Source organism: Cyanobium sp. Tous-M-B4, assembly GCF_024345395.1.
Taxonomy (GTDB): domain Bacteria; phylum Cyanobacteriota; class Cyanobacteriia; order PCC-6307; family Cyanobiaceae; genus Cyanobium_A.
This window is the reverse complement of record NZ_JAGQBA010000009.1, coordinates 40209-51107: the sequence shown is the minus strand read 5'-3', so window position 1 is coordinate 51107 and position 10899 is coordinate 40209. Positions and strand designations below refer to the sequence as shown.

Genomic DNA, 10899 nt, shown 5'->3' with positions numbered 1-10899 from the left:
CTGAGGATCCTGAATTTGAAACCTTCTACACCAAGAACATCTTGCTGAATGAAGGTCTGCGTGCCTGGATGGCACCGGCTGACCAGCCGCATGAAAACTTCGTCTTCCCTGAAGAGGTTCTGCCCCGTGGAAACGCCCTTTAATTCCAACCTGGTGGTCGGGGGCAAAGACCTCGACTCCACCGGCTATGCCTGGTGGGCGGGCAATGCCCGCCTGATCAACCTCTCCGGTCGCCTACTCGGCGCCCACGTAGCCCACGCAGGCCTGATGGTCTTCTGGGCAGGGGCCATGATGCTTTTCGAGGTGAGTCACTTCACCTTCGACAAGCCCATGTATGAACAGGGGCTAATCCTGTTCCCCCACGTAGCCACCCTGGGTTACGGCGTTGGTCCTGGCGGTGAGGTCACCGATCTCTATCCGTTCTTTGTCGTTGGTGTGCTGCACTTGATCAGCTCGGCCGTGCTCGGCCTTGGTGGTCTTTATCACGCCCTGCGTGGTCCTGAGGTTCTGGAGAATTACTCCACGTTCTTCTCCCAGGATTGGCGCGACAAGAATCAGATGACCAACATCATTGGTTACCACCTGATTCTTCTGGGCGTCGGCGCCCTGCTGCTGGTCTTCAAGGCCATGTTCTTCGGAGGTGTTTATGACACCTGGGCACCGGGCGGTGGCGATGTGCGCATCATCACCAACCCAACCCTCAGCCCCGGAGTGATCTTCGGTTATCTCACCCGCGCACCATTCGGTGGCGAGGGCTGGATCATCGGAGTCAACTCGATGGAAGACATCATTGGCGGTCACATCTGGATCGGCCTGATCTGCATCTTCGGAGGCATCTGGCACGCAATCACCAAGCCCTTCGGCTGGGTGCGTCGCGCCTTCATCTGGAATGGTGAGGCCTACTTGAGCTACAGCCTCGGCGCCCTGAGCTTTATGAGCTTCATCGCCTCGGCTTACATCTGGTTCAACAACACCGCCTATCCCTCGGAGTTTTACGGCCCCACAAACGCCGAATCCTCCCAGGCCCAGAGTTTCACCTTCCTGGTGCGTGACCAGCGCCTCGGCGCCAACATCGGTTCGGCCATGGGCCCCACCGGTCTTGGTAAATACCTGATGCGCTCGCCCACCGGCGAGATCATCTTCGGTGGTGAAACCATGCGCTTCTGGGACTTCCGAGGCCCCTGGCTGGAGCCCCTGCGCGGCCCCAACGGCTTGAGCCTCGACAAGCTTCAGAACGACATTCAGCCCTGGCAAGTGCGCCGCGCGGCTGAATACATGACGCACGCTCCCAACGCCTCCCTGAACTCGGTTGGCGGCATCATCACCGAGCCAAACTCGGTGAACTTCGTGAACATCCGCCAGTGGCTGGCGTCCACGCAGTTTGTGCTCGCCTTCTTCTTCCTGGTAGGTCACCTCTGGCACGCCGGTCGCGCTCGCGCCGCTGCTGCTGGTTTCGAAAAGGGCATCGACCGCAAGGCAGAGCCCAGCTTGGCTATGCCTGATCTGGATTGATCGCTCGCGATCAATCCGTTTCATCAGCCCTCGCCGCAATGCGGGGGCTTTTTGTGTGCGGTTTTATGGATCCAGTTTTGGATCCATAAACATCCAGTCACAACCCGCCGAATTTTGGTCATATCTCAAACAACTTCTCTCTATACCTTGGTGGAGCGGGGCCATCCCACCCCGTCCATCTCAATTTCTCCATGACCCTTAGGCACTTCTCCCTTGCGGCGGCCAGCACAGCTCTGCTGGCCGCCTGCCTGGGCCTTCCCCAGCAGGCGCATGCCCAGTACGACAGCGTGAGCAGCCCCTCAAAAGGGGTGCTCTGTGATCGGGCCGGCCAGATCTGCTACGACCGCCAGGGCATCTCCCTAGGCCTGACCCGCCAATATTTCGGGCCAACGGCCGAGCGCAAACTGATGGGAGAGCTCTCCGGCCGGCCCATGCCCAGGGAATTCCGGCTCAGCAACGGCGCCGTGTGCAGCCTGCAGCTGGAACTGTGCTGGAGCGATGGCTTCGCCAAGCGCCAGATCAGTCGAGAAATGAGCCGAGACCTGTTTGGAACCACGACAGCCGCGGTGAACAACGATCGAGAAGTGACCCGGTTCTCTGGCTTCTGCACCCTGGCCCAGGGAGGCAAGCAGCTCTACGACGGACCCTGTGGACTGCGACGCATCAGCCGTGACAGCAGTGGCATCACCCGTTACGTGGTGGCGCAGCAGGATGGCCGCCGCTTCAACTTCAGCAACAGCACCGGACGGCTGGAAGTGAATGACAGCAGCGGCACCTGGCCCGTGGCCTTCTTCGACCACGGCTACACCGGCGTGTTCCGCTGGCGTGACATGACCCTGGTGGCAACCCGCGAGCACCGTGGTCTGCGGCAAAGCCGCGACAATCGGGTCGTTATGGATCAACTCTTCCTTGATCCCTGAGCCATCGGCGCAGCAACGGCAGGCTCAGGCCGATCACGTTGCTGAAGCAGCCTTCTATCCGCTCTACCAGTAATCCCCCACGCCCCTCCAAGGCAAAGCCACCGGCGCACTGGAGGGGTTCGCCACTGGCTACATAGGCGTCGATTTCATCGGAGTCGATAGCTGCAAATTGCAGCCGCGTCCTAACTACGGCGATTTGAGGGCTGCCCACCATCGCCTCTTCACTACTAGTGGTGAGGCAATGGCCGGTGATCAGCTCACCCCAACCGCCTGCCATCTGCAACCAGCGCTGCCGAGCAGCGCCAGCGTCAGCTGGCTTGCCAAACACCTCACCGTTGAAAACCAGCAGCGAATCGCAGCCAAGCACCCTGGTGCCCTGGGGCAGTTGTTGGGCCACCGCTTCGGCTTTGGCCCGGGCCAGCCGCTGCACAAGCTGGCCGGGATCGGCATCGCTGATCGACTCCTCATCAACGCCGCTCACCTGCACTTGGTGGGCGATGCCGGCCTGCTCCAGCAGGCGCCGGCGAGCTGGGGAGGCGGAGGCGAGCACGAGCATGGGGTCAGGGAGAATCCTTCTATGCAACATCGGGAAGCCACCGCGATCGACCCCCTGCTTCAAAACAAACGCTCCCTGTCCAGGGCCAGCCAGGCAATGCGCTGCCTGCCATTTAGGCGGGCGTTTTACGTGGAGGTGAACGATCGGGCTCTCAGCGGCGGCGAGCTCTGCCGCCGGAACGACCTCCAGAGCCTTTGCCAGGGAGCACAGAGTTCCGATCGGGTTGAAGCCCATTGGATCTGGCTGATCCAGCTAGGAGTGCTGCGGCGCGAAGTGGACGGCCAGGGCCTCACCGAGCGGGTGCGGCTCACGCCCATGGGACGCGAAGTTTTAGCCCAGTGGCCTGGCGAGATTCCAGGCGCCAGCGGCCCCATTCGCCTGCAGCACTGGCTGCGGCGCCACCGGCCGCGGCTATGAGCGCAAAAACTGCTCAGCAGGCCCCAGCCGCACCCACCCCGCTGATGGTGCTGGGCACCAGTAGCGGGGCTGGCAAGTCGCTGATGACCGCTGCCCTCTGCCGGGTGCTGCGCCGTCGCGGCGAAACGCCCCTGCCCTTCAAGGGGCAAAACATGAGCAACAACGCCTGGGTTGATCAAGAGGGCGGCGAAATGGCCTACTCCCAGGCGCTGCAGGCCTGGGCCGCCGGCCTGGAGCCCCACCACAGCATGAATCCAGTGCTGCTCAAGCCCCAGGGCGACTCCACCAGCGAGCTGATCCATCTGGGCCAGTCGGTGGGGCTGGCCCGCGCTGAGCACTACTACCGCGACTGGTTCCGGCCGGGCTGGGCGTCTATTCGCGCCGGCCTGAGCGAGCTGCAGTCGGCCCATCCGGGGGGGCGCCTGGTGCTGGAGGGGGCGGGCAGCCCGGTGGAGGTAAACCTGCAATCACGGGACCTCACAAATTTGCGTCTAGCCCAATTTCTGCGGGCCCGTTGCATCCTTGTGGCCGACATCGAGCGCGGTGGCGTGTTTGCCCAACTGGTGGGCACCTTGGCGCTGCTGCGGCCGGTGGAGCGGCCCCTAATCCGCGGCCTGCTGATCAACCGCTTCCGCGGCAGGCGTGAGCTATTTGACGAAGGGCGCCGCTGGTTGGAGGCCCACACCGGCATCCCCGTGCTGGGGGTGATGCCCTGGCTCGACGAGCTATTTCCGCCAGAAGACTCCCTCGATCTGCTGGAGCGCCGCGGCCGCAAAAGCGGCGCCGAGCTGGAGATTGCCGTGCTGCGCCTGCCATCACTGAGCAATTTCTCCGACCTCGATCCCCTCGAGGCCGAACCCAGCGTCCAGCTGCGCTGGCTGCCGCCGGGGGAGCCGTTGGGGAGTCCCGATGCGGTGATCGTGCCGGGCAGCAAGCAGACCCTGCGGGATCTGGCGTCCCTGCAGCGAGCTGGGCTGGGGCAGGAGCTGCGCAGCTACGTCGCCGGCGGGGGACAAGTGTTTGGTATTTGCGGCGGCCTTCAGCTACTGGGCCGGGAGCTACTGGATCCCCAGGGGCTTGAGGGCGGCGCTTGCGCCGCCGAGGAAGTGGTGGCAGGCCTGAATCTGTTGCCGCTACGCACCCGCTTCGGCGGCCGCAAGGCCTTGCGCCAGCGCCAAAGCATGGCCCGCTGGCCCGGCGAGGGCTTGAGCCTGGAGGGATTCGAGCTGCATCGCGGCCTCAGCAGCCCCATCGAAACTGCCGGCCCCCTGCACCCCCTCGCCACCGATCCCGACCTAGGCCATTGGTGCAACTTTGGCGAAGCGGGCGGCCTGGTGGCTGGCACCTACCTGCATGGGGTATTCGAAAGCGGGCCCTGGCGGCGCCGCTGGCTCAACCAACTTCGCCAGCGTCGCGGCCTGGCTGACCTGCCGGAGAACCCGCCCCACCACAGCCGGCAGCGAGACGCCCTGCTAGAGCGACTCGCCGATGCCTTTGAGGCCCACGTGAACCTCGAACCCCTGCTGAGCCCCTAAATGGCCGCTTCCGCCGTCAGCATCCACTGGCCCAACGGCCACACCAGCAGCTGCAACGCCGGTTGTGACTGGCTGGTGGCAGCCCAGGCCGCAGGCTTTCTGATCCCCACAGGCTGCTTGGGCGGCAGTTGCGGCGCCTGCGAGATTGAAGTCAACGGCCAGGTGGTGCGGGCCTGCATCGCCACGGTGCCCGCCAGCCGCTCGGGCTCGCTAACGGTGGAGCTAGCCAGCGACCCCTACTGGTGACCGGCTGAGATCAGGATTGACTTGACTGGTCTCAGGACTGAATCAAGCCTCCACCGAGCAGCATCTCCCCGGCGTAAAACACCGCCGCCTGACCAGGCGTGATCGAAAACTGCTCCTCAGCAAACTCCAACCGCACCCGGTGGGGCCGCAGGGCTGCGCTATCTGCGTCGGTGGCGGGCAAGGGAATCAGCCGAGCCGGCTCGGGTGCACTGCGGTAACGCACCTGCACCGCCAGCTCCATGGGCGCCGTAGGTGGCTCGATCGACACCCAATTCACCGCCCCCACCAACGCTTCGCCCCTGGCCGCACCAGCGCGGGGTGCCACCACCACCTGGTTCATCGCGCCATCGAGGCGCACTACATGCAAGGGCTCACTCCAGGCCACCCCCAGGCCCTTGCGCTGGCCGATCGTGAAGTGCTCAATGCCGTCGTGCTCGCCCACCACCGTGCCATCGGTAAGCACGATCTGACCCTGGCGCGGCGGCAGATAGGCATCGAGAAAGGCCTTCATCGAGCCGTGGTGATCGGCCAGGCAGAGGTCCTGGCTCTCGGGCTTCTGGGCCGTACGCAGGCCATGGCGCTCCGCCTCAAGCCGAGTGTCGGCCTTGGTGAGCTCGCCGAGGGGAAACACCAACCGGCCCAGGGCCTCCTGGGGTAGGTCGTAGAGGAAGTAGCTCTGATCCTTCTGGCTGTCTAAGCCGCGCAACAGCTGGTGACGGCCGTTGTCGCTATTGGCGCCATGGCGCACCCTGGCGTAATGGCCCGTGGCGAGCCGGCCGATGCTCCGCTCGCTTTCAGCCCACTGGAGCATCGGCCCAAATTTCACCTCCCGATTGCAACGAGAGCAAGGCAGCGGCGTAACGCCGGCCTGATAGCCCTGCACCAGAAAATCAACGATCTGGGCCTGGAAGTGCTCGCGAAAATCCACCACGTGGTGGGGCACACCTAGCTGCTCGCAGATGCCGGCTGCATCCACCAGGCCCTCGGCGCAGCAGGCACCCTTGCCACTCATCAGCCACAAGGTGAGGCCCTCCACCTGCCAGCCAGCTTCCACCAGCAGGGCTGCCGTCAAGGAGCTGTCAACGCCACCCGAGAGTCCCACCGCAACGCGATGCTCCCCGGGCCAGGCCCGCAGCCGCTCTAAAGCGGCCTGACCAGCCGGCGTCGAGGCAGGCGGCACAAAAGCGGAAGAAGCCACTGGAGCAGGCAAAGGGCAGACAGCTGGCGGTAGTGCTCCCATCATGAAACCCAGATGCCTTAAAGGGGTTGGGAGAGCCGTCCGCTGTAGCCCCTTGGCCGGAGCGCAATGGCCGCCACCTGCTGGTCAACAGCGCCCAGATGGCCGCGCTGGAGGAGCAACTTTTCGCCAGCGGCCTGCCGGTGGAAGCCCTGATGGAGAAGGCCGCCCTGGCGGTGAGTCGGCTGCTGCTGGAGCAGCACGGCGAGCGGCTGGGGCGCCATGGGGCGCTGGTGCTGGTGGGGCCAGGCCACAACGGCGGCGATGGGCTGGTGATCGCCCGGGAACTGCACCTGGCCGGCATCTCAACGGCCATCTGGAGCCCGTTTGACCGCCACAAACCGCTTAGCGCCGCCCATCTGCGCCACGCCCTGTGGCTTGGCCTCCCCCGGCTGGAGGCCAGCCCCGATCCCAGCAGTGCCGCCCTCTGGATCGATGCCTTGCTGGGCATCGGCCAGCGGCGGGCGCCTGGAGAGGCGATCGAAGCCCTGCTGCGGCAGCGCCAGCGCCAGCGGCCTGATGCGCTGGTGGCTATTGATGTGCCCACGGGCCTCTGCGCCGACAGCGGCCAGGCCACCGGCTCATACACGGCCCAGGCCATCAGCACCTATGCAATCGGCCTCATCAAAACCGGTCTGGTTCAAGACGCGGCCCTTGAGGCGGTGGGGGCGCTGCACAGGGTCGACCTAGGCCTGCCGCTATCGCTGCTGCAGGAGCTTCCTCTAAGTGTGCCCCTGGCCCTGGCGGAGCGAGACCTGGCGGCACGGCCCAAACCCAAATTCAACCCGGCGGCATCGAAATATCAGCGCGGCCGACTGCTGGTGGTGGCGGGCAGCGATAGCTATCGGGGGGCCGCCAGCCTGGCCCTGGCCGGCGCCAGCAGCAGCGGCTGCGGCAGCCTGCGGGCCGCCCTGCCCGAGGCCCTGGCCAGCAGCATCTGGCAGCAGCACCCACAGGTAGTGGTGAGCCTGGATCCAGTAGCCGAACTTGATCCCCAGCGGCTGGATGCCCTGCTGGTGGGGCCCGGCCTTGCCGAGGCCAACTGCTGGCCCAATCCGCCGAGCTGGAGCGGGCTACTGAGCTGGCAGGGGCTGCTGGTGCTGGATGCAGACGGCCTCAACCGCCTGGCGGGGCCAGTGAGCCAAGGGCTTGGCCTACAGGCAAGTCACTGGCTCCAACAGCGTCAGGGGCCTACCTGGATCACCCCCCATCCCGGCGAATTCGCCCGCCTTTTTCCCGAGCTCGCTGGCACCACCGCCCTGGAGGCGGCCGCCCAGGCGGCCATGAGCACTGGGGCCTGCGTGCTGCTCAAAGGGGCTCGCAGCATCGTGGCGGCCCCGGATGGCCGCCGCTGGCAACTGCTCGAAGCCAGCCCCGGTAGTGCCAGAACAGGACTCGGAGACGTGCTGGCCGGCTACGCCGCCGGCATAGGAGCGATGGCCCTGGCCGCCAGCGGCAACGCCGACGCCGCCTGGCTCGCAGCGGCAGCACTAGCCCACGCCCAGGCTGGGCGACGGGGGGAAAAGGCCGAGAGCGGTTTCACACCCATGCAGGTGGCAGAAAACCTGGCTCAGCTGTGTTGATCACAACACGGAAATCAGCAAATGTCAGACCAGGACAGGGATGCCTCTGTGTTGTTTTGCAAGTGAAAGCTAAAGGGTTGCTGAAAACACCCTCATAGAGCCGAATTTGCCTCGATAGTCAACTCCTTCGATAGGCGTACCAATGACCTCATCCCCGACGAGGGTCAGCGAAAGCAGTCGTCGTAGAAGTAGCGACCCGATTACTTGGTATCTGGCCACGATCGGGCGGGAGCCCCTGTTGACGCCAGCTGAAGAGATCGAACTCGGCAATCAGGTGCAAACAATGATGCGCCTCACGGAGGAGGGAGATCGAGAGCTCAGCGACCTGGAAAAGAAATTGCTGCGCATCGGCAAGCGCTCCAAGCAGCGCATGATGAAAGCCAATTTGCGCTTAGTCGTAAGTGTTGCCAAAAAATATCAAGGCAAGGGTCTCGAGCTGCTCGACTTGATCCAGGAAGGTTCACTGGGACTGGAGCGGGCCGTTGAGAAATTTGATCCGACCCGTGGTTATAAGTTTTCGACCTATGCCTTCTGGTGGATCCGCCAGAGCATGACCCGAGCGATCGCTTGCCAGTCGCGCACGATTCGACTACCGGTGCATCTCAGCGAACGCCTCACCGCCATTCGCAAGGTAAGCCTCGATCTTGCCCACAAGCTCGGCGCCATGCCCAGCCGCCAAGAGATCGCCGAGGCCATGGCCATGCCGATCGAAGAGCTTGATGGCCTGTTGCGCCAGTCCCTCACCACCTCAAGCCTGGATGCGCCAGTAAATGGTGATGAAGGCCGCAGCTTTCTGGGCGATCTGATCGCCGATTCCTCAGAGGAGGAGCCCCTCGACCGGGTGGAGCGCGGCATCCATCAGGAGCAGCTAGGGCGCTGGCTGAGTCATCTGAGCGACCAAGAGCGTCAGGTGCTGCAACTGCGCTTCGGCTTGGAGGGCGAGGAGCGTCACACCCTGGCGGAGATCGGCCGCCAGCTCGACGTCTCCCGGGAACGGGTGCGCCAGGTAGAACTCAAAGCTCTACGCAAGCTGCGCAATCTCACCCGCCGCACCCCAGCCACGCTTTAAGGCACTGACTAAAGGTTCGTAAAACCTCAGCGGACTGAGCAAGCTGGCCAGAGCCGCTTAGTCGCTGGCAGCCAAGGGTAAGAACGCGCACTCCTGACGAGGCCGGCTCGGACCCCAGGTCAACAGGGTGACGACTCGGCGATCCGATTGCGACAAGGGCTGCCATACAGCACCTCACCCTCAGAGGACACGAACCATCTGCCGGGCTTAATTGCCTGCTGAGCCCTATAGGTGGTGCGCCAAGCCCCTCTTGCATACCAGCAAGAATCCTTACCAGCGCAATAATATTAACCAGCAGATATGCAGCACATAGCAGAGAAAAACAAAGAAGTATTAAGGGGTATGCAGCAAATTTGATGCAAGCGAATAGGGCAATTACATATCAAAATCGGCGTATGGGTATACAAGGCAGGTAATCAGTGGCGAGCCGCAGGCCACCACTAGGTCATCACAACTCCAAGTAGACCCAGTTCCCTCTGAAACCGGAGACCGTAGTAATGGCAAAACCAAAATCATTTGAGCCGCTGCTTTCTGATCTTGGCAAGGATTTCTCAGTAGCACCATCAGCAGCCGGTCAGGGCCCAGGCATTGGTGGTGGCGGCAATTCAGGTAGTGGCATTGGCGGCGGCGGCGGCAGTCCTGGAGGTGGGACCCCAGGCGGGGGTGGTAGTGGCGGTGGCAGGCCAGGTGAAACCACGGCGGGCAACAACCTCTCCTTCCCAGCGATTTTTCCTGAAACGGCTCCGACGCTGAGGGGTACAGAAGGCTTCTTCACCTTCACAACGCCCGCGACGCCCACAGTGCCGGTGGACCCCAACTACGTGTATTTCGCCCAAGGGGTTACAGGCAACGAATGGCAGGCGGGAAACATTTCTGCGGGTGCCACTGCAGAGAGCCCAATAGCTATCGATTTTGTCAACATCGGTGACGCCTTGGAGTCGGCACCGATCCAGCTGGGCAGGAACGTCCGGCTGGAGCTAACCCTCTTCGAAGAGATTGGCGATCTGAGCGGAATCCTGGGGGATACCTTGCCCGGGTTCGCCATGACGCTGCTCGGGGGCGCCAAGGGCGGCGGCAAGCCATCCAAGAAGGGACCTACCGAAAGCCAAGGGGCAAGGCTGCCAGTCGATAAGTGGACTGGGATGCCCTACAGCGGCACCGCATCAGACACCACTGACGACCTGGGCATTACTTATGACAGCCAGTACGCCTCTGTCTATGCCGCAAATGCGAGCAGCACGGAAGGGGAAACGGTTGATTCCTACATGAAGCTAGTAATTCAGAAGGTTGAAGGTCTGATGCCACAGTATGCCGAAGATGGTAGTGTGACACCTGAGGTAAATGATTCGGCTGACTTCATCACTGGGCTTAGCTGGGATGGCGATCAGTGGGTAGACGTCATACCTGACGACAGCATCAAAATCGGCGACGACATCAGCAATACAGCATTCGGCCCCGAACTCACCATCTCCGGCACCTACAACGTAGGTGCGTCGGGTTTGCCGTGGAAGTTCACAGCTGATGGCACCTATCTCATCACCTTTGCCCTAGAAGATGGCACACCCGTGATCTTTGATGAGAACACAGTCGTACGCAACGATGATCCCTTGCAGGCAGGCTTCCAGCCCACCGAGCTTTCAGAAGGACGCCTCACCCAGGTGGTGGCCGATAAACAACTAGGCCTCAATGGCGAAGACACCCACAACGGCCTGCTGGCTCTACTGGTGGGTGTGCCGTCGACAGTTGGTGGCGGAGAGGAGAGCGCTCTGACGTCAATGATGTAGAGAATTCAACTACAGCTCGCATCATCTGGTGGCCACACCA

Annotated in this window: 10 protein-coding genes and 1 pseudogene; 9 read left to right on the top strand and 2 right to left on the bottom strand. The window is 63.0% G+C overall.

Annotated elements, in window-relative coordinates; all coding sequences use genetic code 11:
- From KBY73_RS14735 to KBY73_RS14725, 3 genes and pseudogenes are all read left to right on the top strand, one after another.
- Positions 1–143, top strand: a pseudogene (locus tag KBY73_RS14735) (photosystem II D2 protein (photosystem q(a) protein)); the annotation flags it as partial.
- Positions 127–1512: a photosystem II reaction center protein CP43 gene (gene psbC / locus KBY73_RS14730; protein ID WP_254937812.1), complete on the top strand. Its 1386-nt coding sequence runs from the start codon at positions 127–129 to the stop codon at positions 1510–1512. The pseudogene KBY73_RS14735 and the gene psbC, both read left to right, overlap by 17 nt.
- 191 nt (positions 1513–1703) lie before the next feature.
- Positions 1704–2432: a YcgJ family protein gene (locus KBY73_RS14725; RefSeq protein ID WP_254937811.1), complete on the top strand. Its 729-nt coding sequence runs from the start codon at positions 1704–1706 to the stop codon at positions 2430–2432.
- Here the strand turns inward: KBY73_RS14725 and KBY73_RS14720 are convergent.
- Complete coding sequence (locus tag KBY73_RS14720) at positions 2404–2988, bottom strand: nucleoside triphosphate pyrophosphatase (protein ID WP_254937810.1); 585 nt, start codon at positions 2986–2988, stop codon at positions 2404–2406. The two genes, KBY73_RS14725 and KBY73_RS14720, sit on opposite strands and share 29 nt — an antisense overlap.
- 21 nt (positions 2989–3009) lie before the next feature.
- Between KBY73_RS14720 and KBY73_RS14715 the strand changes: the two genes are divergently transcribed.
- Genes KBY73_RS14715 through KBY73_RS14705 form a run of 3 tightly spaced genes read left to right on the top strand, consistent with a single transcriptional unit; the run spans position 3010 to position 5186 of the window.
- On the top strand, positions 3010–3405 hold the full coding sequence (locus tag KBY73_RS14715; protein ID WP_254937809.1) for an Npun_F0494 family protein: 396 nt from the start codon (positions 3010–3012) through the stop codon (positions 3403–3405).
- Between the two features lie 44 nt (positions 3406–3449).
- Entirely contained in the window at positions 3450–4940 is a 1491-nt protein-coding gene (locus KBY73_RS14710; RefSeq protein WP_254937819.1) for a cobyric acid synthase, read from the top strand.
- A complete protein-coding gene (locus tag KBY73_RS14705) occupies positions 4941–5186 on the top strand; it encodes a 2Fe-2S iron-sulfur cluster-binding protein (RefSeq protein ID WP_254937808.1) in 246 nt (81 codons plus the stop codon).
- 31 nt (positions 5187–5217) lie between these two features.
- On the opposite strand, the gene mnmA is transcribed toward KBY73_RS14705, so the two are convergent.
- The gene (mnmA, locus tag KBY73_RS14700) at positions 5218–6429 is read right to left on the bottom strand and encodes a tRNA 2-thiouridine(34) synthase MnmA (protein WP_396097234.1); all 1212 of its coding nucleotides are present in this window, start codon (positions 6427–6429) and stop codon (positions 5218–5220) included.
- A 23-nt stretch (positions 6430–6452) separates the two neighbouring features.
- Between mnmA and KBY73_RS14695 the strand changes: the two genes are divergently transcribed.
- From KBY73_RS14695 to KBY73_RS14685, 3 genes are all read left to right on the top strand, one after another.
- A complete protein-coding gene (locus tag KBY73_RS14695) occupies positions 6453–8006 on the top strand; it encodes an NAD(P)H-hydrate dehydratase (protein ID WP_254937806.1) in 1554 nt (517 codons plus the stop codon).
- Positions 8007–8148: 142 nt separating this feature from the next.
- Positions 8149–9075, top strand: coding sequence for a sigma-70 family RNA polymerase sigma factor (locus tag KBY73_RS14690; protein WP_254937805.1), 927 nt, complete (start codon positions 8149–8151; stop codon positions 9073–9075).
- A 497-nt stretch (positions 9076–9572) separates the two neighbouring features.
- Positions 9573–10859, top strand: a complete 1287-nt coding sequence (locus KBY73_RS14685) for a hypothetical protein (protein WP_254937804.1) — start codon at positions 9573–9575, stop codon at positions 10857–10859.
- The last annotated feature ends 40 nt before the right edge of the window (positions 10860–10899 follow it).

Bases quoted from the DNA above. Each gene is read 5' to 3' on its own strand.
- KBY73_RS14725 (WP_254937811.1), top strand. From the start codon at position 1,704: ATGACCCTTAGGCACTTCTCCCTTGCGGCGGCCAGCACAGCTCTGCTG.
- KBY73_RS14720 (WP_254937810.1), bottom strand. From the start codon at position 2,988: ATGCTCGTGCTCGCCTCCGCCTCCCCAGCTCGCCGGCGCCTGCTGGAG.
- KBY73_RS14715 (WP_254937809.1), top strand. From the start codon at position 3,010: ATGCAACATCGGGAAGCCACCGCGATCGACCCCCTGCTTCAAAACAAA.
- KBY73_RS14710 (WP_254937819.1), top strand. From the start codon at position 3,450: ATGGTGCTGGGCACCAGTAGCGGGGCTGGCAAGTCGCTGATGACCGCT.
- KBY73_RS14705 (WP_254937808.1), top strand. From the start codon at position 4,941: ATGGCCGCTTCCGCCGTCAGCATCCACTGGCCCAACGGCCACACCAGC.
- mnmA (WP_396097234.1), bottom strand. From the start codon at position 6,429: ATGATGGGAGCACTACCGCCAGCTGTCTGCCCTTTGCCTGCTCCAGTG.
- KBY73_RS14690 (WP_254937805.1), top strand. From the start codon at position 8,149: ATGACCTCATCCCCGACGAGGGTCAGCGAAAGCAGTCGTCGTAGAAGT.
- KBY73_RS14685 (WP_254937804.1), top strand. From the start codon at position 9,573: ATGGCAAAACCAAAATCATTTGAGCCGCTGCTTTCTGATCTTGGCAAG.